Source organism: Wolbachia endosymbiont of Drosophila ananassae, assembly GCF_008033215.1.
Taxonomy (GTDB): domain Bacteria; phylum Pseudomonadota; class Alphaproteobacteria; order Rickettsiales; family Anaplasmataceae; genus Wolbachia; species Wolbachia pipientis.
The window spans coordinates 1,100,847-1,123,304 of record NZ_CP042904.1; the positions used below are offsets into that span (position 1 = coordinate 1,100,847).

Here is a 22,458-nt window from a genome sequence, read left to right on the forward strand (position 1 = left end):
CATGTTTTTAGTTGATAAGTGAATAATCATGAGCTTCGTCATTGCAACTTTCTATCACTTTGTAGAACTCTCTAATTATTATGACATGAAAGACGAAATAAAAGCTGCATGCAACAACGTTGAGTTAAAGGGCACTATACTCCTTGCAGAAGAGGGTGTTAATGCAACAATATCTGGTGAAAGAAACGCAATTGATAAAATATTCGATTTTCTACGTTCTGATTATAGGCTAAGGGACCTTACATGGAAAGAGAGTGCAGCAAAATATCAACCATTTAGCAAGATGAAGGTAAAATTAAAAAGAGAGATTGTGAATCTTGGTGTAAGCAATCTTGATATTTCCCTTAAGGGTAAATATGTTGATCCAGAGCATTGGGATGATTTTACTTCTCAACCTGACGTTTTAGTAATAGATACACGAAACGAGTATGAAGTGAAATTAGGCAAGTTTAAGAATGCAATTAATCCACACACACAATGTTTCCGTGAGTTTCCTCAGTGGACAGAGTCATTTTCTGAGAGTAAAGACCTGAAAGTGGCTATGTACTGCACTGGTGGGATTAGATGCGAAAAATCTACAGCATATATGAAAAGCCTTGGATTTAGTGATGTTTACCATCTTAAAGGCGGCATTCTTTCTTACCTTGAAAAAACTTATAATAAAAATGGTAATTGGAAAGGAGAATGTTTTGTTTTTGATGATAGAATTGCTGTTGATAACTCACTTACTCCAAGCAACACAATAAAATGCATATTCTGCTCAAATCAAGTTTCAACTGATAAACTGAAATCAGTTCCACGTGGCCAAGTGGTTTGTTCTGATTGTAAACTTCAGTGTTATAGCTATAATAAATAAAACATCATACTGCTGCAGTTGTATGCACGTTGTGATTTGAGAGCAACCTCTACCAGAAAGGGTGTCATGCCAGTGCCCAGACACTGGCATCCAGGTTCTTTTTTTCTAGATTCCAGCGTCACACGCTGGAATGACAAAAAAGCTGATTTTTAACGTAGATAATGGTTATGCAAGAAGTCTATTTCTTGCCCTTAATCAACTCTAAAGCCTTCTCCAGATCTATGCTCTCAATATCTGCACTCTTGCCCAAAGCAACGTTTGTTTTACCACATTTTATATAGAATCCATACCTACCATTGCAGATAAAAACTTCTTTTCCCTTTTCATTAACCCCGAGAGATTTTAACTCTTTGCGTGGACTGTTTGCAATAATTTGTACAGCTTCGCTCAATTCTGTATTCAGCACCTCTTTGGAGCTTTTCTTAAGAGAAAAGTATTTACCATCATAGAAAATATAGTACCCAAATCGCCCAAGGCCTATTTTTACTTCCTTTCCGGTTTCAGGGTGTTCTCCGATTACTTTTGGCAAGGAAAGTAACTGAGTAGCGGTGCTCAGATCAATCTCATTAACATTTATATCTTTTGGTATGGAAACCGTTTTTTTCTTTTTTAACTCGTTATTAAACTCCAGATAAAGTCCAAAAGGACCCTTTTTGATCATCACTTCTTGGTTTGTTATACCATCTACACCTAAACTTTTTGGATATTCTGAATTGTCGTTACTACCTGTAATTTCTTTTGTATGGTTGCATTCAGGATAGTTAGAACATCCAAGGAACACCCCGGCTTTTCCAAAGTTCAATTTCAATATGCCACCTAAGCAAGCAGGGCATTTCGTATTCACCTCTTTTCTTCCTTCTTCTGAACAAAACCAATCGACTACCAAATTGTGAATGCCGCTGAAAACTTCATCATGCGTCATTTGCTTGACAGAGTTTACATGACCAAAAAATGGCACCCAAAAGTGGCCTAATTCTTTTTTCCAATCTGCATGTCCATTTGAAATTAAATCAAGCTTTTCTTCCATTTGTGCTGTGAAATCATACTCTACACAACGCTGAAAAAAAGTTTCTAAAAATATAGTAACGATTTTACCACGACTGCTTGGAATAAACCTTTTGCTATCCAATGAAACGTACTCACGATCTTGTAATACCGAAATAATTGTTGCATAAGTTGATGGTCGACCTATACCGATTTCTTCCATTTTTTTTACGATACTCGCTTCACTGTAACGTGGTGGCGGTTGAGTGAAATGCTGTTTTGGCTCAACTGAAATCAGCTTGCATGCTTCCCCTTCCTTCATGGCAGGTAGCAGGCCTTCATTTTCGGCTTCCATGTTATCTTGATAGACTCTATAAAAACCATCAAAGAATATACTCGACCCACTTGCTCGCAGAACTACTTTTTGATCAGTAGAACTAATTTCAACTACCACTTGATCAAGAATCGCCGATTCCATTTGACTTGCAATGGTCCTTTTCCAGATTAAATCGTACAATTTAAATTGCTCTGGCGTTAAGTAATCCTTAATACTACCCGGCGTTCTATTGATATCAGTTGGACGAATTGCTTCATGTGCTTCTTGAGCATTTTTGACCTTTTTTACATATTTACGAGGAGACTGCGGTAAATATTTATCACCATATAATGACTTAATTGACCCTCTAATTGAGTTTATAGCCTCATCTGCAATATGAAACCCATCTGTACGCATGTAAGTTATCAACCCTACAGTTTCACCACCAATATCGATACCTTCATATAAATTTTGCGCTATGCGCATAACACTTTTCACATTAAAATACAGTTTATTCACTGCATCTTGCTGAAGACTTGAAGTAATAAACGGAGGAAGCGGGTTTCTCTTAACTTGCTTGCGTTCTACTGTGCTTACAGCATATTGCCTTGATTCAATCTCCCTGACTAAGTTCTTTGCTTCTTCTTCATTCTTAATATCAAATTTTTCTAGCTTTTTATTGTCATAGTGGCTTAGCATAGCAAAAAAAGCCTCATCTTTGCTATTTTGCATTTCTGCTTTTATGCTCCAATACTCCTGTGTTATAAATTTACTAATTTCATCTTCTCGTTCGCATATAATCTTTAATGCAACAGACTGCACTCGCCCTGCAGACTTGCTTCCCGACAATTTTGTCCACAGCAGTGGTGACAAACTAAATCCAACTAGATAATCCAAAGCTCTACGTGCTTGTTGTGCACGCACTAAATCCATATTAATTTCACGTGGATTTTTTATTGCTTCTTGAACTGCTCTCTTTGTTATCTCATTAAAGACTACTCTATAAATGTTGTTTTCATTACTGATTGCTTTCTTTTCTTTTAATGTCTCTATCACATGCCAAGCCATTGCTTCCCCTTCTCTGTCTGGGTCTGTTGCAAGATATATATCTGATGTTTTGCTTGCGGCTTTTACTAACTCTTTTATATACTTTTCTGCTTTTTCAATGGTTTCATACTTTATAGCAAAATCATTATCCGGATCGACAGAACCGTTTTTTGCTGGAAGATCCCTCACATGTCCAAAGGATGCAGCTACTTTGAACTCTTTACCCAAATATTTACCTATTGTCTTTGCTTTCGCAGGTGATTCAACTATTAATAATGCCATATTGTTAATTATTTTAGTACTTAAAGATAATATGTTGAGAAATATACGATGAAAAGTAAAAAAATATTTTAATGGTTCTTGTGAATTTTACGAACCTGGTTGTGGGACCTTTTCAGAAAACCCTTGGACGTTGCTATTTTTAAGTGACTTTGAAGGCTCATTACAATAGTATATGATCGCAGCAGCAACGAGAAGCTAGATTCCAGTGTCAGCTACTTGCATGACAAAAAAAGGAGCGCTGGGATGACATCCTCCCTTGTGGAAATTGCTCTCAAATCACAATGCCCGTACAGCCGTAACCCTAGAGGTACTGTTTCTCACCCACTGCAAATATTGCACGGTACTGTCCACTTGATCATCGTGGCGCGTTTCTGGAAACATTAAAATTTCATACTCAAAATCATTTAGCCATACTGCTTGATGCGGCAAAATAATCCTGCCAGACTCTATCATCGGAGCAATCCGGTGGAATCGAGTGAGCTTACCATCATGTGGCACTATTTCGATAATGGGTAAATCACTGTTTGCCTTCAGCTCTTGTGCTAATTGCTGACCACTTGTTTTGGCTTCGATCAAAATCGCGTGTGGTGACCATCTTGCAGCTAGTGATAAAACTTGTTCTTTAAGCTTTGGATACTCAAGCTTTGCGCGATATACATCAAGTAAATAGAATTTATTATCTATTTTTGCCCAGGTGGTGCAGACACTAAAGTTGCTCATGTCGCTTGTTGAAACCGCAGTATCCCAACTTTGTGTTACATGCGAGAGATTATCAGGAACATTTTTATAGCGCTTTAGCCACTCTCGTTTGACTATACCACTTGAAAGCGGCAGAGGGTTTTGTTGATATTGCGCAGCAAAAGCATAACTCCCAAGTTCAGCTTTTATCATCTCAACTTCTTCTTTTCCTCCATCGAGGGGATATAGCAACTGACCTTCTTCTCTTGAATATAATATCCTTACAGGTGACGCTGGTTTATTATATAATCGCCTGGTCGCACAGTGCTGAGCTACTCGGATGACAGGAACGGGAGGCATTGGCTTTTTGATTGAATAAATAACCTGCTTATTTTCAGAAATCATTGGCAAACAAATATGATGCCATATGTTTTTTGGCTTGGAGAGAAGGTGTCCGGTTAAGTCCTCCTGATGTAGCCTGTGCATCACAAGAACGATTACTCCTTGTATCTTGAAAAAAGCATCTAGTGTTTTTAAGCTTAAGCATTAGGTGGAGAAGGGAAGAACTCTGGAAGATTCCTTAGATATAAAATCTGTAGAAAAGAAAAGAGTTCCCTTCTCAAAAGTAGAGGCTGGACGGTATCGTAGAAAGGCCTAAATGGTTCTAATTCTGTATTCACAAGGTAAGCCTTACTTTTCATTTTTAATAGTAGTATATGGAGTTATATATGATCAACAACTTTTTAGGTATAGATGTTTCAAAAGAACGCTTTGATGTTTCTCTCTCATTCATAAGTAAAAAAGGAAAGCGTGAAACTAGGAAAAGGAAATTTAAAAATGATGATACTGGGTTTCAAGGTCTACTGAACTTTCTACAAAAACATAACGTAGAAGAAGTAAAAGCTTGCATGGAATCCACTGGTTGTTATAGCGAAGCTTTGGCTGAGTTCCTCCACAACGCTGGATATTTCGTTAGTGTTGTAAACCCAGCTTGCATAAGATTTTATGCAAAAAGTAAGCTTACACGACAAAAGAATGACCAGACTGATGCAGAGATTATTGCAGATTATTGTCAAAGACAGGAACCTTCTCGTTGGACACCACCTTCTCCTGAAAAGAAAAAATTAAAACATCTTTATCGTTGCTCAAATGCGTTAAAGGATGAGTTAACATTAGCAAATAATCATTTAGAAAAGAAAGAGAGACTGCCTAAAGAAGTTGCAAATGCTTGGGAAGACCTTGCAATGAACATAGAGCAAAAAATAGAAACAATAAAAAACTCCATACGCGAACTATTAAAACAACACAAAGAATTGTTGGAAGATTTTCAACTCCTATTAACTATTCCAGGAATAGGAGAGGAAACAGCAATAGCTATTTTAGCTGAAATTCCTGGTATAAAAGCCTTTATAAATGCTAGGCAATTGGCAGCATATGCTGGAACTATACCACAAAATATAACATCAGGCTCATCCGTACATGCCAAGCCCAGATTAAGTAAAACCGGTTCACGAACATTACGTAAAGCAATGTACTTTCCTGCTATAGCAGCTAAAAAGCATAATCCTATCATTATGGCTTCTTGCGAAAGATTAAAAGAGAAAGGCAAGCATGCTATGGCCATAGTTGGTGCTGCAATGCGTAAGTTACTTCATATAGTTTTTGGTGTTTTAAGTTCAAAAAAGGCCTTTGATCCAGATCATATCAAGAACTATAGGGCTAAAAGGTTAACTGAAGGTTTAGTACTTTAAAATCAAAAAATGCTTCTAATTCATCTTATGTAAAATGGCATCTTACACAAATTTATTGAATGTTGTTGGTTAGTGGATATGTTGATAAGTAAATTTCTGCTGTTTTATATGTAACTAATTTACTTATCAACATATCCACTAACTATAATCTGTATACTGCTACACAGTTGGAAGTATTTTTTGATTTTATTATGCAATTTGGAGAATTTTTATGACTTTTTTGTTGACTAACAAGACGGTATCTTTTCTATGCATACCAGTATGTGTTACGTGTCATGCCAAACATAATTGCGCCTGTATTAATAACAAAATTTAATATAAGCATTGCAGATTTAGGGCAATTTAATGGTCTCTACTATGTGGGATTTAAACTAGTTCATATCCCTGTTGGTCTTTGTTTTGATAGATTCGGTCCAAAAATTGTTTTACCTATTTGTGCTGTCTTGGTATCTATTGGAACATTACCTCTTGTGTGCTTTGATGAGTGGTATTATTCAGTATTAGGTAGAATAATTGTTGGGATTGGCTCGTCTGCGTCAGTAATAGGAGTATTTAAAGTTGCCAGTATGTATTTTTCGCGAGAAAAATCAGCAAAAATGGCAAGCATATCTGTTATTATAGGGCTATTAGGGGCAATATATGGTAGTCTACCAATAGAACTTTTGCTTGATGAGTTTGGTTGGAATTATGTAATTTATATTCTTTCAGGGTTTGGTTTCTTACTCGCTTTATCTTTATTTTTAGTTATTCCTTACAATGCTTACAACTTTCGAAAAGAAAAAATTAGCATGAAGGATCTAAAAACTGTGCTTTTCAATAAATATATCATTCTAATTAGTTTTTTTGGTGGCTTAATGGTAGGTCCACTAGAAGGTTTCGCTGATGCTTGGACAAAAGCTTTTTTATGTGAGGTATATCAAATGGCCGGTGATCTAGCGTCTTCAATTTCTTCTGTTATATATGTAGGATTTGCAGCTGGATTGCTCTCTTTTGCTCACATATTAGAAAAATATCCAAATAGACATTATGAAGTTATTATTGTCTGTTCCTTTGCAATGATTGCTAGTTTCCTTTTACTTTTTACACAGGCTGGCGGATTGTATATTGTATTGCCTGCACTTCTTGTTATAGGTTTCGCTTCTGGATATCAAATAGTAACACTGTACAAAGCATTAAGTTATGTAAATAATAACTTAATAGGATTAACTACAGCTGTGTCAAATATGATAGTCATGGTTTTTGGCTATTTTTTTCACACTGGGATCGCAAAAATAATAGATTTGTGTTGGGATAGGACAGTGATACAAGGGGCAATATATGGTGGTCTACCAATAGAACTTTTGCTTGATGAGTTTGGTTGGAATTATGTAATTTATATTCTTTCAGGGTTTGGTTTCTTACTCGCTTTATCTTTATTTTTAGTTATTCCTTACAATGCTTACAACTTTCGAAAAGAAAAAATTAGCATGAAGGATCTAAAAACTGTGCTTTTCAATAAATATATCATTCTAATTAGTTTTTTTGGTGGCTTAATGGTAGGTCCACTAGAAGGTTTCGCTGATGCTTGGACAAAAGCTTTTTTATGTGAGGTATATCAAATGGCCGGTGATCTAGCGTCTTCAATTTCTTCTGTTATATATGTAGGATTTGCAGCTGGATTGCTCTCTTTTGCTCACATATTAGAAAAATATCCAAATAGACATTATGAAGTTATTATTGTCTGTTCCTTTGCAATGATTGCTAGTTTCCTTTTACTTTTTACACAGGCTGGCGGATTGTATATTGTATTGCCTGCACTTCTTGTTATAGGTTTCGCTTCTGGATATCAAATAGTAACACTGTACAAAGCATTAAGTTATGTAAATAATAACTTAATAGGATTAACTACAGCTGTGTCAAATATGATAGTCATGGTTTTTGGCTATTTTTTTCACACTGGGATCGCAAAAATAATAGATTTGTGTTGGGATAGGACAGTGATACAAGGAAATCCTGTGTATAGTGCTGAATTGCTGATAAAAGCAACATCTATTATTCCTGTATGTTTGCTGATAGCTGTTTTTGGGCTCTTATGGTTAAAAAAGCAGGATAAGCAGTCTTAAAATTGCTTGTGCATCTTAAAATTAAAGCGAGGTTTGATCTATGATGAGTGTTTTAAAAAAAATCTGTGGCTCTAAAAATAGTTTAAAGTCTTTTGATAACGAGGTTTATCAGTCTATAGAAAAAGAATTACAACGCCAAAAATCACAATTGCAATTAATTGCATCAGAAAATTTTGCAAGCAAAGCGGTAATGGAGGCACAAGGCTCTTTTCTGACTAATAAATACGCAGAAGGTTATCCAGGTAAAAGATATTACTGTGGTTGTGAGCATGTGGACAAAATTGAAAGTCTGGCTATAGAAAGACTTTGTAAGTTGTTTGGTGTTAAATTTGCAAACGTTCAACCTCATTCTGGTTCTCAGGCAAACCAGGCGGTATTTGCTTCACTGCTTACTCCAGGCGATACAATACTTGGATTATCACTGAGTTGCGGTGGGCATCTAACTCATGGTGCGGCACCAAGCCTTTCTGGTAAATGGTTTAAGTCAATTCAATATACAGTGAATAAAGACACTTACTTGCTGGATATGGATGAGATAGAAAAGCTGGCGCTGGAGCATAAACCGAAATTGATCATAGCTGGTGCTTCTGCTTATCCGAGAAAAATGGACTTCAAACGCTTTCGCGAAATTGCAGATAAAGTTGGTGCTTATTTGCTTGCAGACATTGCTCACTATGCAGGGCTTATTGCAGCAGGTGAATATCCGTCTCCTGCTGAATATGCACATGTTATGACTTCCACAACTCACAAAACTTTGCGTGGTCCTCGTGGTGGAATAGTGATGACCAATGATGAAATATTACACAAAAAAATTCAATCTGCAGTTTTTCCAGGATTGCAGGGCGGGCCACTTATGCATGTGATAGCTGCAAAAGCTGTTGCATTTAAAGAAGCATTGGCGCCAGAATTTAAAACTTATAGCAAGAAAGTCGTGGAAAATGCGAAAGTACTAGCTCAAGAATTGCAAAAGCATGGACTCGACATTATAACCGGTGGCACTGACTCTCATATAGTGCTAGTTGACTTAAGATCGCAGAAATTAACTGGAAAAGACGTTGTAGATAGCCTTGAGAGAGCCGGTATTACCTGTAATAAAAACTCTGTACCATTTGATACAGCAAAGCCGACCATCACTTCAGGGCTCCGTTTTGGCACCGCTGCTGAGACAACACGCGGACTTGAGGCAGAAAATTTTAAGGAGATAGCTGATCTAATAAATGAAGTAATTCAAGGATTAATCAGCGGAAATAGCTCAAGTGTCGAAAAAGCAGTAAAAGCTAAAGTTGAAAGGATTTGTAGTAATTTTCCTATTTATTAATTTATGTGGTGTCATCCAAGTAGCTGGTAGAAACGAAAAACTTCCTTGACAAACTCCGCCAGCCCCCTTATCATGAAACTGAAGCTATTGTATTTGCTTTCGCCAATCTGCAGATTAAAAGGTAAGGATTACTTAATGTATCGGCGTCTTATGTTCAATTTTTTGCAGTATATAGATACTGTATGTCTTTACAAAACTTCATCTACATCTAGATTTTTATCTAAATAAGCTGAACGCGCTTATAAAGCGTTACAAGACATCAAAAAATGCCAATACTCGACAGAGATAGTAAAAGACTAGCTAACTCGGGGATTCTTTGTCTTTTTTTCTGCTTAGTAAATTTCTTAAACATTTGCAGCGTAAGTTAGTTGCAATTAAAAGCAGCTGAATTTCGCTTGTCAAGCGTTTAAAACATAAAAAACGCCAATATTTTAAAGCGGATAATAACCCCAGGGCTTCTTTTGCCTTTTTTTTCATTTGGTAAATTTCTTAATGTTTGTGGCTAAACGACAATCGTCATCCCAGTGCTCCTTTTTTTGTCATCCGAGTAGCTGACACTGGGATCTATTTTGCATGTAACTCCAATTGTGTTTTGGCATAAAACGCGACGCGTATTAGACTTATTTGCAAGCAAAGCTTGCTAGATCCCAGTGTCAGCTACTTGGATGACACCATTCTTTTTCCTGGATCCAAGTAGTCTGGGCACTGGGATGACAAGAAGAAGGCACTGGGATGACAAGAAGAAGGCACTGGGATGACAGGAGAAGGAGGCACTGGAATGACAAAGTGGAGTGTCTGCTTCTGTCATCCTATGATAGCTAAAAAGACCTGGTCACGCGCTGGAATGACGTAGCGGAATGTTATCCCAGTTTCCCTATCCTGTTATCCAAGTAGCGTGACTACTTGGATCTAGCGCTGGATTACCAAGTCCAATTAAGTGCAGCATCATCACTTGTTGGAGGCTCAAAATACGGTTGTGACATTTCCTCTTGCACAGCTCTTTTAAATTCTGGACTTTCTATGCTTATCTTTGTTACATGCTCTTGTAAGGCTTTCTCAGCAGCTATTTCAGTAGCTGATGGACTTGTTCCATCTGCTCCTTTAAGACCAGTATCCCCTTTCTCTCCTTTTAGCCCGGTGTCTCCTTTATCTCCTTTTGGGCCTTGAGCTCCATCTGCTCCTTTAAGACCAGTATCCCCTTTCTCTCCTTTTGGCCCGGTGTTTCCTTGATCTCCCTTTAGCCCTTTACCTCCTAAGAACACCTTGTATCTTGAAAAAAGCATCTAGTGTTTTTAAGCTTAAGCATTAGGTGGAGAAGGGAAGAACTCTGGAAGATTCCTTAGATATAAAATCTGTAGAAAAGAAAAGAGTTCCCTTCTCAAAAGTAGAGGCTGGACGGTATCGTAGAAAGGCCTAAATGGTTCTAATTCTGTATTCACAAGGTAAGCCTTACTTTTCATTTTTAATAGTAGTATATGGAGTTATATATGATCAACAACTTTTTAGGTATAGATGTTTCAAAAGAACGCTTTGATGTTTCTCTCTCATTCATAAGTAAAAAAGGAAAGCGTGAAACTAGGAAAAGGAAATTTAAAAATGATGATACTGGGTTTCAAGGTCTACTGAACTTTCTACAAAAACATAACGTAGAAGAAGTAAAAGCTTGCATGGAATCCACTGGTTGTTATAGCGAAGCTTTGGCTGAGTTCCTCCACAACGCTGGATATTTCGTTAGTGTTGTAAACCCAGCTTGCATAAGATTTTATGCAAAAAGTAAGCTTACACGACAAAAGAATGACCAGACTGATGCAGAGATTATTGCAGATTATTGTCAAAGACAGGAACCTTCTCGTTGGACACCACCTTCTCCTGAAAAGAAAAAATTAAAACATCTTTATCGTTGCTCAAATGCGTTAAAGGATGAGTTAACATTAGCAAATAATCATTTAGAAAAGAAAGAGAGACTGCCTAAAGAAGTTGCAAATGCTTGGGAAGACCTTGCAATGAACATAGAGCAAAAAATAGAAACAATAAAAAACTCCATACGCGAACTATTAAAACAACACAAAGAATTGTTGGAAGATTTTCAACTCCTATTAACTATTCCAGGAATAGGAGAGGAAACAGCAATAGCTATTTTAGCTGAAATTCCTGGTATAAAAGCCTTTATAAATGCTAGGCAATTGGCAGCATATGCTGGAACTATACCACAAAATATAACATCAGGCTCATCCGTACATGCCAAGCCCAGATTAAGTAAAACCGGTTCACGAACATTACGTAAAGCAATGTACTTTCCTGCTATAGCAGCTAAAAAGCATAATCCTATCATTATGGCTTCTTGCGAAAGATTAAAAGAGAAAGGCAAGCATGCTATGGCCATAGTTGGTGCTGCAATGCGTAAGTTACTTCATATAGTTTTTGGTGTTTTAAGTTCAAAAAAGGCCTTTGATCCAGATCATATCAAGAACTATAGGGCTAAAAGGTTAACTGAAGGTTTAGTACTTTAAAATCAAAAAATGCTTCTAATTCATCTTATGTAAAATGGCATCTTACACAAATTTATTGAATGTTGTTGGTTAGTGGATATGTTGATAAGTAAATTTCTGCTGTTTTATATGTAACTAATTTACTTATCAACATATCCACTAACTATAATCTGTATACTGCTACACAGTTGGAAGTATTTTTTGATTTTATTATGCAATTTGGAGAATTTTTATGACTTTTTTGTTGACTAACAAGACGGTATCTTTTCTTTTCGGATAAGTATTTAAAAATTCCGACACCTGATGTTTAGCAACAGCTTGAATAAATTTCTTATTAAATCTTGAATCTTTATATAGATCTTCTAAATTTTCATCGTAGTGTTTTGCTTCATTTACAGCAAGCTTTATTATCTCTTCTATACCACTTAGAAGTTTCCTATACAATTTGTCGTATCTATTGCCTAGCACGTGTGTAGCGAATGTTTGTTCAATGTATTTTGTTATGTAATTTTGCAGCGTATTATCTATCGTGCTTATATTCATCAGCCTGCTTTAATATTATATTAACTATTTTACACATAAAAAGGTTAATATTGAATTAATAGAATACTTCTGAAGTCAAATTTTACTGAAAATTATGGTATTTAAGATATAATTGTCAGCATGAAATAAAAACATAAATAAAATGGATCTTGTAACAAAAGTGAAGCTCAAGATAAAGATGAATAAGGGTAAAATCATAAATATACTTATCATTTGTGGTGTAATTTTTTTCATATACCTTATTCATGAGCCAGTTGTAGATATGGTAGAAAAAATTATAAGTAAAATAAAAGAGATACTATCAACCATACAAAAAAATTACTTTTCGACATACCTACCACCTAATAAAACCCAATTACAATTAAAACAAAAATATCAAAGTAAAATAAAGTATTATATTTCATAATAACAAGAGCCTTAAATTAGTACATCTAACGATTTTATCATACGAGCCTTCGATAAATTATCTACTTATTACAATCAACTTCTCTAAAATCTTTATTTTTTAACCATAAGAGCCCAAAAACAGCCACCAGCAAACATACAGGAATAACTGATGTTGCTTTTATCAGCAATTCAGCACCATACACAGGATTTCCTTGTATTATTGTTCTATCCCAACACAAATCTACTATTTTTGCGATCCCAGTGTGAAAAAAATAGCCAAAAACCATAACTATCATGTTTGACACAGCTGTAGCCAGGCCTACTAAGTTATTATTTACATAACTTATCGCTTTGTAAATGGTAACCACCTGATATCCAGATGTGAAGCCAATAATAAAAAGCGTAGGTAATACAACATACAAGCCACCAATCTGAGTAAAAAGCAAAAGAAAACTAGCGATCATTGCAAATGAGCATGCAATTATTACTTCATAATGCTTATTTTTATATTTTTCCAATAAATAAGCCAAAGAGAATGATCCTATTAACATTCCTATCAATATTACGGAAGAGAGAGAAGATGCCAAGTCTTCATTCATTTTATATACTTCAAAAAAGAATGTTTTCACCCAACCATCGGCAAAACCTTGCATTGGACCGACCATGAGTCCACCAAAAAAGCTAATTAGAATAATATGCTTGTTGAAAAGTATGTTTTTTAAGTCTCTAATGCTAACTTTTTCCTGTTGAGCATTGCTTTCAGGCGTTACTAAGAACAGCAACAGAGCAAGTAAACACCCAAATGCTGAGAATGTATAGATAACATAATTCCAGCCAAATTTATCGAGTAAGAAGTCTAAAGGTAACCCGCCACATATCCCTCCCAAAATTCCTATAATTATAGATAAGCTGGCCATTCTTGCTGATTTTTCTTGCGCAAAATACATGCTTGCAACTTTAAAAAGCCCAATTGCTGAAGCGGATGACCCAATTCCAACGACTATTCTGCCAAGTATTGAATAATACCACTCATCAAAGCATATAAGTGGTAATGTTCCGGTAAATGTTAAGATAATACAAATAGGCAAAACAAATTTTGGCCCGAATTTGTCAAGAGCAAGACCAATAGGTATGTGAGCCAGCGTATAGCCTACATAGTATAACCCACCAAACTGGCCAACATCTGTAATACTTATGTTAAATTTTGTTATCAATTCAGGCGCAATTATGTTTGGAATTACGCGTAATATATATTGGTATGCATAAAACAGTGACGCCAACAGCCAGACTAAAAAATTCCTCTGCAACATGAATCTCAGCTAAAATTTAGGATTATAGATACTTTAGTTATAAAAAACAATACTATATTAATCATCTAAATCTGCTTAGCTCTTTTTACAGCTTATAACTTTAAGTAGCCAAAAGCCTATCATACCTATTAGTAAACATATAGGTATTATTAACATAGATTTAACCATTACATCGGCTCCATAAAGCGGTTTTTCATCAACGATCTTACCATCCCAATAAAAATTCATTATATTTGCAATAACGGTATGAAAAAAATAGCCAAAACTCATAACTATAGCATTACTTACAGATCCTGCACTTGCTACCGCATCATCCTTCACAAGATTTACAACTTTGGCAGTCAAAACAATTTGGTACGCAGAAGCAAAACCAACTATGAATAGTAATATGGATGCTAAAAGTGAATTAATGTTACATATAAAAAGTAATAAAAACACAATTATCATAGCCATAGCACAAGAAATTATTATCTCATAGTGTTTGGTTGGTTTTTTTTCTAGTAAGTAAGAAAGTGATAAATATCCAAAACCAAAGCCTATCAGTATCCATTTTGAAATATTGTATGCAACCTGTCTATCTATAGCATACATCTCATGCAAGAATGTTGCAGACCATACATCTGTAAACCCTTCCAATGGTCCAACCATAAAGCCACCAAATAAACTTATTAATAGAACATTTTTATTGAATATAACTTCACTTAAACTTTTAATATTTAATCTTTCTTCTGAAGTATCAATTTTGGGTATAAACATAAAGGAAACAAGAGCAAGCAACAATCCCAGTGTTATAAATGTAACAAACACATAGTCCCACCCAAACTTATTAAATAAGATATGTAACGGTTTAGTGGCAAATACACCACCTGAGATGCCAATAATAGCTGATATACTAAACATCATGGCAAATTTTTCTCTACGGTAATAAATACTTATTATTTTAAAGAGTCCAAGTACTGAAGCAGAGGATCCAATACCAGTAATTATTCTTCCAATAATAGAATAACTCCAATCATTAGAACTGACTAAAGGTAAAGCACCTAAAGATGTTAATGCAATACAAATCGGTATAACAACTTTAGAACCAAATCTATCTAAAAGAATACCTACAGGAATATGTGCTAACACATAACCTACATAATACAGTCCACAAAATTGTCCTATTTCTGTTGTTCCTATATTAAACCTTACTACCAATTCAGGAATTATAATATTTGGAATTACGCGTAATATATATTGGTATGCATAAAACAGTGACGCCAACAACCAGATTAAAAAATTCCTCTGCAATACTTTACCCCAAAGCTAGTATTATAGATACTCTGTTTATAGAAAACAATATTTTTATGAATACTTATTTTAATTTACCGGAATTTTATACAGTTGAACTCATAGCCAACATAAGTAGTTTATGCATTAACTAAATTTTCCAGGTTCAAGTTTGGATGATGGAAAAAGTTCACTTTTTCTATTTTTAAAAGAGACCTTGTATCTTGAAAAAAGCATCTAGTGTTTTTAAGCTTAAGCATTAGGTGGAGAAGGGAAGAACTCTGGAAGATTCCTTAGATATAAAATCTGTAGAAAAGAAAAGAGTTCCCTTCTCAAAAGTAGAGGCTGGACGGTATCGTAGAAAGGCCTAAATGGTTCTAATTCTGTATTCACAAGGTAAGCCTTACTTTTCATTTTTAATAGTAGTATATGGAGTTATATATGATCAACAACTTTTTAGGTATAGATGTTTCAAAAGAACGCTTTGATGTTTCTCTCTCATTCATAAGTAAAAAAGGAAAGCGTGAAACTAGGAAAAGGAAATTTAAAAATGATGATACTGGGTTTCAAGGTCTACTGAACTTTCTACAAAAACATAACGTAGAAGAAGTAAAAGCTTGCATGGAATCCACTGGTTGTTATAGCGAAGCTTTGGCTGAGTTCCTCCACAACGCTGGATATTTCGTTAGTGTTGTAAACCCAGCTTGCATAAGATTTTATGCAAAAAGTAAGCTTACACGACAAAAGAATGACCAGACTGATGCAGAGATTATTGCAGATTATTGTCAAAGACAGGAACCTTCTCGTTGGACACCACCTTCTCCTGAAAAGAAAAAATTAAAACATCTTTATCGTTGCTCAAATGCGTTAAAGGATGAGTTAACATTAGCAAATAATCATTTAGAAAAGAAAGAGAGACTGCCTAAAGAAGTTGCAAATGCTTGGGAAGACCTTGCAATGAACATAGAGCAAAAAATAGAAACAATAAAAAACTCCATACGCGAACTATTAAAACAACACAAAGAATTGTTGGAAGATTTTCAACTCCTATTAACTATTCCAGGAATAGGAGAGGAAACAGCAATAGCTATTTTAGCTGAAATTCCTGGTATAAAAGCCTTTATAAATGCTAGGCAATTGGCAGCATATGCTGGAACTATACCACAAAATATAACATCAGGCTCATCCGTACATGCCAAGCCCAGATTAAGTAAAACCGGTTCACGAACATTACGTAAAGCAATGTACTTTCCTGCTATAGCAGCTAAAAAGCATAATCCTATCATTATGGCTTCTTGCGAAAGATTAAAAGAGAAAGGCAAGCATGCTATGGCCATAGTTGGTGCTGCAATGCGTAAGTTACTTCATATAGTTTTTGGTGTTTTAAGTTCAAAAAAGGCCTTTGATCCAGATCATATCAAGAACTATAGGGCTAAAAGGTTAACTGAAGGTTTAGTACTTTAAAATCAAAAAATGCTTCTAATTCATCTTATGTAAAATGGCATCTTACACAAATTTATTGAATGTTGTTGGTTAGTGGATATGTTGATAAGTAAATTTCTGCTGTTTTATATGTAACTAATTTACTTATCAACATATCCACTAACTATAATCTGTATACTGCTACACAGTTGGAAGTATTTTTTGATTTTATTATGCAATTTGGAGAATTTTTATGACTTTTTTGTTGACTAACAAGACGGTATCTTTGCTGTTTGATCACTTTTGGCACCATACTTATTGTCAGTAGAGTTATCAAGGAATTCTCCTAATTTATCCACTAGAATTGATTTGTCGCCGTCTTTTGCAGGAAGTATAGCTTTCGCGAAAGCTTTTTTGTTTACTGCCTCTATAAGGTTGGAAGCATTGATTTTAGCAAAAGCAGTATCAGCAGCAGTTTTAGTGTAAACATCTGCAGTATTAGCTTTCTTTCCTAGTTCAGTATCGACGTAATTCTTGTCAGCTTTGTTAGCTAGAGCGGCTGTGTCAGCTTTTTTTGCCAACTCATCATCTACATTTTTTTTAGTGTAAACGTCTGCAGTGTTAGCTTTAGCTGCTAAATCAGCTGAATTAGCTTTCTTTCCTAGCTCAGTATCGACGTAATTCTTGTCAGTTTTGTCAGCTAGAGCGGCTGTGTCAGCTTTTTTTGCCAACTCATCATCTACATTTTTTTTAGTGTAAACATCTGCAGTATTAGCTTTGTTGGCTAGATCAGCTGCACCAGCTTTCTTTCCTAGCTCAGTATCGACGTAATTCTTGTCAGCTTTGTTAGCTAGAGCGGCTGTGTCAGCTTTTTTTGCCAACTCATCATCTACATTTTTTTTAGTGTAAACGTCTGCAGTGTTAGCTTTAGCTGCTAAATCAGCTGAATTAGCTTTCTTTCCTAGCTCAGTATCGACGTAATTCTTGTCAGTTTTGTCAGCTAGAGCGGCTGTATCAGCTTTTTTTGCCAACTCATCATCTACATTTTTTTTAGTGTAAACATCTGCAGTATTAGCTTTGTTGGCTAGATCAGCTGCACCAGCTTTCTTTCCTAGCTCAGTATCGACGTAATTCTTGTCAGCTTTGTTAGCTAGAGCGGCTGTGTCAGCTTTTTTTGCCAACTCATCATCTACATTTTTTTTAGTGTAAACGTCTGCAGTGTTAGCTTTAGCTGCTAAATCAGCTGAATTAGCTTTCTTTCCTAGCTCAGTATCGACGTAATTCTTGTCAGCTTTGTTAGCTAGAGCGGCTGTGTCAGCTTTTTTTGCCAACTCATCATCTACATTTTTTTTAGTGTAAACATCTGCAGTATTAGCTTTAGCTGCTAAATTAGCTGAATTAGCTTTCTTTCTTAGCTCAGTATCGACGTAATTCTTGTCAGCTTTGTTAGTTAGAGCGGCTGTGTCAGCTTTCTTTTTCAACTCATCATCCACACCTTTTTTAGTATAAACACCATTATCATCAGCCCCTGCTTTGAGCTTTGCTAATAGAGCATTTACAAAATCATTATTGTTTATGAGTGATTCTTCTAAAGGTTCATCTAACGTCATACCACACTCTCCATTGATTATAAAAACCATAGAGTGCATAAAAATAATATAATTTCCGTAAATGCTAGATTTTGCATAAGACTTCCCTGAAACTTGTTGTTTCAGAATTCTCCTCTTGTAATCCAAGTGTGTAGCAGATGATGTCATTCCAGTCTGGAATCCAGCCTTTATTATGCAGCCACTTATTTAAAGTTAAGTTTTCTGGATCCCAGTGGGCTTTGTTGCATCGCTAGCTATGATGGATTAAAGATAAAAAAGATAGGGAATATCAGTAGCTTATTATTCTGGTATTTATAACAAGAACGGTCAGTGAATACCTAAATTTGAGTAAAAGAAATTTCACTACCACTCACTAATCTGGCTAAAATTCAAGAATTTCAATGCTTTAGCTATTTTCAATAGAATTAAATTTATTAATATAAATAACAAATTACTATTCTTAAATTTGATCAGATTGATTGCAAAAAAACAAGATTTTCAATAGGTTGCTTATAATCCTAACTATAGTTAGCCTTTCATAAGTAGCGATGCAACAAAGCCATCCCAGTGTCTGGGCACTGGGATGACACCGAAGGGGCTACTCGGATGACAAACCCTGTCATTCCAGGGCGTGACGCTGGTTTCCATCCAAGACGGCAGTGCTTGACACTGGAATGACAAGAAGAGGGCACTGCCCTCCTTGTATGTATTAGATATAGGCCGAGTTGTGGTCGTGATAAATGTGATCGCTTGCGCAATCGAACATTTTCACAAAACCATTCTCTAGATAAAGATTATATTCGTGATGTTGATCTGATAATACAATATTATCTTGCTCCCCTGAATTGAAATGACTTGAATCTGACAGCAATTCGTAATTTGGATTATCTATTTTACTAATGCTGTTTATTACTTTGCCATTACCACTTGATATAGCTAAACTATAACTATCACCATCCTTCATTATCTTGATGGACACCTTATCTTCAGGTAACACTATAAGCTTCTTTGTGCCACTATCGTGGATTACGAATTTGCCTTTTTCAAAATAGTATTTGTCTTCCGGCAAAGCACCAACCTTATAATCTGATGTGTGCAGTTTGTTCCAAAAATCTAACACAGATTGCTTTTCTGCTCCTTCCGCTCTATCATACAAGGCTTTCACATCATTATAATTTATCGTTACATTTGCCTTATGCTTCCCTTCTGAGTCCTGCTCGTAGCTCTTTTCTATTTTGAGAATTGTGTCTTTTAATACTACCTGTTCTTGCTCTTTCTCCTCCACTGAAGCTGACCTTTTTGCCCTTGTTGGAATTTGTGGCTGATCAGACTGCATTTCACTATTGTCGTTTGATGCAGTTTTCTCTTCAGCAGCTTGTGCAACAACATTAGTAGTACTATGAACTTCTGTCTTAGTTTCACTTACTTGCCCTTTTGGACTTTCGGTTTGTTTCTCTTTTGTAAATATTCTTTGATAGTCCGTGTAGCCTCTATTAGTATCACCGATATCGCCACTGCCTTGATCAAAAGTTATTTTTTTACTTCCATTTCCCATATCTTCAATTTCAACTTGAGGAGAAACAGATGCTAGGAAATCGTTATAACTGTAGTTGTAGTCAGCAGAAAAGAATATTTTCCCTTTGAAATTGTGAAAGTTATTAGACAACATTCCAATTTCTTCATCACCATCAAACAATTTTACTTTAGTGAAATATGTTTGATCTTTTATTCTAACTATTTCACCGCTGGAGTTTCTTTGTATGTGATAATCATTTGGGTCGTACTTTATAGCAAAAAGTTTGCCAGAGCCATATTTCTCTAAGTTTATAAGGCCCACATTTACATGTTTATGGGAATAATCTCTCTTTTCATATTCATGTGCAAATATTGGATCTATGTATCTATATTCATCTGATATATTTGGCATACCTATTGGATGTTCATTACCATCTTTTGTCACCGGAACAAGCTTATATGCTCCGTCTTTTTCCACTAATTTTAGATGAGTAATACTTTGTGGTAGTTGAAACCTTACATTTGCTCCATGGTCATGAATAAATAGATCACCTTTCTCGGTAATATAAAAGCCCATATTTTTAAATTCATGTAAGCGCTCGTCTCCTTGCTTTACGACAGCTTCATATACATCATCGTCTGTCCTATCTGTTCCCTTATTATCCAGTAATTTCCCTTTTTCCACGATTACTCCATTTGCCTTTTGCTCATCAGAATATTGTGCATGTTCTGAATCCTGATGATTCAAAATTTTGGTACCTCTAAGAAGCAGAGAATCTAAATCTTTTTGGATGTGTCCAGTGCTAGGATGCAACAACTCATTCTCATGTAAATGCGCTTCATCAAAGTATTCATCGCGTTCAACTGTTCTGCCGTCTATTAGAGAAGCTTTATGATGACCATTTTCTTTTGTAACTGCCATGTAAGCACCGCCTTCGTATGAAACATTTAAGTTGTGTAATATATCCTCAAAAACGAAAGTTTCTTTAGTTTGGCCTTCAACTTGCTTAAAAAATCCTGATTCGCTCAATAATTCTCCAAGCTTTGTATTTCCGTCATATATAGACAGTGCACCCATATCTCCTTGACCATGAGCTTGCATAGAAAAAATCTTACCTTCTTGTAGATCAATATGATTTGTACCTCTTATCAAGTTTGAATCGATATTGATCATCTCTTCTAACATCTTTTCTACATCGATGTTCTTAGTCGCTTTTACTTGTTCTAAGCCAGTGTTTATGGTTTCATCAAGTAAGGTACTTTTTAATTCCTCATATTTGGAGGGAATTGAATAATATTTGTCTGAATACTCTTCGTAAGAAATCTTCCCTTCGCTATATTCTTTATTTATCTTGGGATATTCCATTTGCCTCTGCTCATCCAGATTTTTTAATGCATCATCATAAGCTTTCTTTAAATTTTCATCATACTTTGATAGCATTCTAAAAGCCTGATTTTTATACTCTAGACTGTTTCGGTATTCATTACCTTGTTCGTCAGAGTAAGTTAGTTTATCCTGTCCATCGGAAGTTTTTACTACCTTAAGGAAATGATATTCCTTTGATATATCAAGTGTATCATTTGTTGCCCTATTGATAGCACGAGCAACATCATAAAATGCAACGTGTTCTACAGGAGAAAAACTTCCAACGTTTTCTCCATCCATTTTTTCTATATTTGCTTTATAGTAGGATACGTTTTTAATTTCTCCACCCACTATTTCTTGACCAATTGCTATGAAATCTCCTTTTGTAACTTGCAAAGCGTTGAGATGTTCCATTGCAGTTTCTGTATCATTCTCAGCAAGCCAACTTTTGAAGTCAGCATCATGTCCTTTTATGTCTTTCAAGAAACTTTTTGACTCATCTGAGTCACCTTGACGTAAAGCATCTAGGTAGTCTCTTAATAAACTAGGATCTTTTTCCTGTAAGTACATTATCAACGCATGACCTGTTTTATAAACCAAGCTATTTGCTTCGCTGTCCTTTGAGTATTCTAAACTTAAAATTTTATCTAAATCCAAATTTGCAGCTTCAGTTTTGTCGATACTTGATCCTTGAGAATTGAATTTATGATCTGAATGATGCTCAAAGTAGTCTGCAATTCCTTCCATTAATACTGTAGGTAAAGATTTGCCTCCTGTAGCCAAGTAAGTTAAACCATGTGCAAATTCATGCTGAAGGTTATGAATGCCACCTTGCTGGTAGACGTACATTTCAGCAAAAACGTCAGCTTTCCCTTTGTAGTAACATTTACCACCTTCGTCTCCAAGGTAAGAACCGAAACGCTCGCTTCCGCCAAGGTGAGTGTAATCATCCTTGTCATCAAACATGTAAATTTTAAATGTTTGTTCTGAACTGCCGCGTTCTAACTCGAATGCGTTTTTAAAATTAGTAGCTGTTTCTCTTATCTCACTTTCAATGTTAGCAACTTTACTTGCTCTTAAATTGTGAGAATAAACCTCTACTTTAATATTTAAATCTTCAACTTCTATAACATGTGGCGAATTAAACCCTTTGCCGTTATTGTTGAAGTATCCTTCTTTAGTTATATTTTTATTTACTTGTTGACTAATTGTCATAATTTTAACCTCTAATTTG

16 protein-coding genes and 2 pseudogenes are annotated in these 22,458 nt (G+C 35.5%); 7 read left to right on the forward strand and 11 right to left on the reverse strand.

The genetic code is table 11. From position 1 onward, the window contains the following. Positions 1 to 28 precede the first annotated feature (28 nt). Positions 29 to 856: an oxygen-dependent tRNA uridine(34) hydroxylase TrhO gene (gene trhO, locus EA652_RS05355; protein ID WP_006280186.1), complete on the forward strand. Its 828-nt coding sequence runs from the start codon at positions 29 to 31 to the stop codon at positions 854 to 856. Between the two features lie 178 nt (positions 857 to 1,034). On the opposite strand, the gene topA is transcribed toward trhO, so the two are convergent. The 3 genes and pseudogenes from topA to terL all read right to left on the reverse strand — a co-directional run. Beyond that, a complete protein-coding gene (topA, locus tag EA652_RS05360; protein ID WP_006280185.1) occupies positions 1,035 to 3,485 on the reverse strand; it encodes a type I DNA topoisomerase in 2,451 nt (816 codons plus the stop codon). 87 nt (positions 3,486 to 3,572) lie between these two features. After that, positions 3,573 to 3,671 (reverse strand): annotated as a pseudogene (locus tag EA652_RS07670) (TomO hydrophobic C-terminal domain-containing protein); the annotation flags it as partial. 90 nt (positions 3,672 to 3,761) lie between these two features. Then, positions 3,762 to 4,670 (reverse strand): annotated as a pseudogene (gene terL / locus EA652_RS05365) (phage terminase large subunit); the annotation flags it as partial. Between the two features lie 221 nt (positions 4,671 to 4,891). Here terL and EA652_RS05370 point away from each other — a divergent pair. From EA652_RS05370 to glyA, 3 genes are all read left to right on the forward strand, one after another. Next, on the forward strand, positions 4,892 to 5,914 hold the full coding sequence (locus tag EA652_RS05370) for an IS110-like element ISWen2 family transposase (RefSeq protein WP_007548332.1): 1,023 nt from the start codon (positions 4,892 to 4,894) through the stop codon (positions 5,912 to 5,914). 263 nt (positions 5,915 to 6,177) lie between these two features. Then, a complete protein-coding gene (locus EA652_RS07325; protein WP_049749691.1) occupies positions 6,178 to 8,016 on the forward strand; it encodes an MFS transporter in 1,839 nt (612 codons plus the stop codon). A 40-nt stretch (positions 8,017 to 8,056) separates the two neighbouring features. Then, complete coding sequence (glyA, locus tag EA652_RS05380; RefSeq protein ID WP_012673343.1) at positions 8,057 to 9,334, forward strand: serine hydroxymethyltransferase; 1,278 nt, start codon at positions 8,057 to 8,059, stop codon at positions 9,332 to 9,334. A 640-nt stretch (positions 9,335 to 9,974) separates the two neighbouring features. On the opposite strand, the gene EA652_RS06990 is transcribed toward glyA, so the two are convergent. Together EA652_RS06990 and EA652_RS05385 are read right to left on the reverse strand one after the other, a co-directional pair. Next, complete coding sequence (locus tag EA652_RS06990; protein WP_160142671.1) at positions 9,975 to 10,142, reverse strand: hypothetical protein; 168 nt, start codon at positions 10,140 to 10,142, stop codon at positions 9,975 to 9,977. A 112-nt stretch (positions 10,143 to 10,254) separates the two neighbouring features. Next, on the reverse strand, positions 10,255 to 10,617 hold the full coding sequence (locus EA652_RS05385; RefSeq protein WP_041582623.1) for a collagen-like triple helix repeat-containing protein: 363 nt from the start codon (positions 10,615 to 10,617) through the stop codon (positions 10,255 to 10,257). A 204-nt stretch (positions 10,618 to 10,821) separates the two neighbouring features. Here EA652_RS05385 and EA652_RS05390 point away from each other — a divergent pair, with 204 nt between their 5' ends. Further along, on the forward strand, positions 10,822 to 11,844 hold the full coding sequence (locus tag EA652_RS05390; RefSeq protein WP_007548332.1) for an IS110-like element ISWen2 family transposase: 1,023 nt from the start codon (positions 10,822 to 10,824) through the stop codon (positions 11,842 to 11,844). 189 nt (positions 11,845 to 12,033) lie between these two features. On the opposite strand, the gene EA652_RS05395 is transcribed toward EA652_RS05390, so the two are convergent. Continuing rightward, positions 12,034 to 12,366 carry a hypothetical protein gene (locus EA652_RS05395; protein WP_244942330.1) on the reverse strand — a complete coding sequence of 111 codons (333 nt, stop codon included), beginning with the start codon at positions 12,364 to 12,366 and terminating at the stop codon, positions 12,034 to 12,036. Positions 12,367 to 12,508: 142 nt separating this feature from the next. Here EA652_RS05395 and EA652_RS05400 point away from each other — a divergent pair, with 142 nt between their 5' ends. After that, on the forward strand, positions 12,509 to 12,772 hold the full coding sequence (locus EA652_RS05400; protein WP_041582624.1) for a hypothetical protein: 264 nt from the start codon (positions 12,509 to 12,511) through the stop codon (positions 12,770 to 12,772). 61 nt (positions 12,773 to 12,833) lie between these two features. On the opposite strand, the gene EA652_RS05405 is transcribed toward EA652_RS05400, so the two are convergent. Both EA652_RS05405 and EA652_RS05410 read right to left on the reverse strand, forming a co-directional pair. Continuing rightward, positions 12,834 to 14,063: an MFS transporter gene (locus EA652_RS05405; RefSeq protein ID WP_006280362.1), complete on the reverse strand. Its 1,230-nt coding sequence runs from the start codon at positions 14,061 to 14,063 to the stop codon at positions 12,834 to 12,836. A 75-nt stretch (positions 14,064 to 14,138) separates the two neighbouring features. Continuing rightward, positions 14,139 to 15,353, reverse strand: a complete 1,215-nt coding sequence (locus EA652_RS05410; protein WP_006280361.1) for an MFS transporter — start codon at positions 15,351 to 15,353, stop codon at positions 14,139 to 14,141. A gap of 420 nt (positions 15,354 to 15,773) precedes the next feature. Here EA652_RS05410 and EA652_RS05415 point away from each other — a divergent pair, with 420 nt between their 5' ends. Further along, a complete protein-coding gene (locus EA652_RS05415) occupies positions 15,774 to 16,796 on the forward strand; it encodes an IS110-like element ISWen2 family transposase (protein WP_007548332.1) in 1,023 nt (340 codons plus the stop codon). A gap of 227 nt (positions 16,797 to 17,023) precedes the next feature. On the opposite strand, the gene EA652_RS05420 is transcribed toward EA652_RS05415, so the two are convergent. The 3 genes from EA652_RS05420 to EA652_RS05425 form a co-directional block, all read right to left on the reverse strand. Continuing rightward, positions 17,024 to 18,364 carry a collagen-like protein gene (locus EA652_RS05420; protein ID WP_147737888.1) on the reverse strand — a complete coding sequence of 447 codons (1,341 nt, stop codon included), beginning with the start codon at positions 18,362 to 18,364 and terminating at the stop codon, positions 17,024 to 17,026. Positions 18,365 to 18,879: 515 nt separating this feature from the next. After that, positions 18,880 to 19,035 (reverse strand): hypothetical protein, encoded by a 156-nt coding sequence (locus EA652_RS06995; RefSeq protein WP_153296799.1) that lies wholly within the window; start codon positions 19,033 to 19,035, stop codon positions 18,880 to 18,882. 17 nt (positions 19,036 to 19,052) lie between these two features. Further along, on the reverse strand, positions 19,053 to 22,439 hold the full coding sequence (locus EA652_RS05425) for a peptidase M2 (protein ID WP_012673344.1): 3,387 nt from the start codon (positions 22,437 to 22,439) through the stop codon (positions 19,053 to 19,055). Positions 22,440 to 22,458 lie beyond the last annotated feature (19 nt).

Bases quoted from the DNA above. Each gene is read 5' to 3' on its own strand.
- EA652_RS05400 (WP_041582624.1), top strand. From the start codon at position 12,509: ATGGATCTTGTAACAAAAGTGAAGCTCAAGATAAAGATGAATAAGGGT.
- EA652_RS05415 (WP_007548332.1), top strand. From the start codon at position 15,774: ATGATCAACAACTTTTTAGGTATAGATGTTTCAAAAGAACGCTTTGAT.
- EA652_RS05385 (WP_041582623.1), bottom strand. From the start codon at position 10,617: ATGCTTTTTTCAAGATACAAGGTGTTCTTAGGAGGTAAAGGGCTAAAG.
- EA652_RS05370 (WP_007548332.1), top strand. From the start codon at position 4,892: ATGATCAACAACTTTTTAGGTATAGATGTTTCAAAAGAACGCTTTGAT.
- EA652_RS06990 (WP_160142671.1), bottom strand. From the start codon at position 10,142: ATGACAGAAGCAGACACTCCACTTTGTCATTCCAGTGCCTCCTTCTCC.
- EA652_RS05405 (WP_006280362.1), bottom strand. From the start codon at position 14,063: ATGTTGCAGAGGAATTTTTTAGTCTGGCTGTTGGCGTCACTGTTTTAT.
- topA (WP_006280185.1), bottom strand. From the start codon at position 3,485: ATGGCATTATTAATAGTTGAATCACCTGCGAAAGCAAAGACAATAGGT.
- trhO (WP_006280186.1), top strand. From the start codon at position 29: ATGAGCTTCGTCATTGCAACTTTCTATCACTTTGTAGAACTCTCTAAT.
- EA652_RS05420 (WP_147737888.1), bottom strand. From the start codon at position 18,364: ATGACGTTAGATGAACCTTTAGAAGAATCACTCATAAACAATAATGAT.
- EA652_RS05390 (WP_007548332.1), top strand. From the start codon at position 10,822: ATGATCAACAACTTTTTAGGTATAGATGTTTCAAAAGAACGCTTTGAT.
- glyA (WP_012673343.1), top strand. From the start codon at position 8,057: ATGATGAGTGTTTTAAAAAAAATCTGTGGCTCTAAAAATAGTTTAAAG.
- EA652_RS05395 (WP_244942330.1), bottom strand. From the start codon at position 12,366: ATGAATATAAGCACGATAGATAATACGCTGCAAAATTACATAACAAAA.
- EA652_RS05425 (WP_012673344.1), bottom strand. From the start codon at position 22,439: ATGACAATTAGTCAACAAGTAAATAAAAATATAACTAAAGAAGGATAC.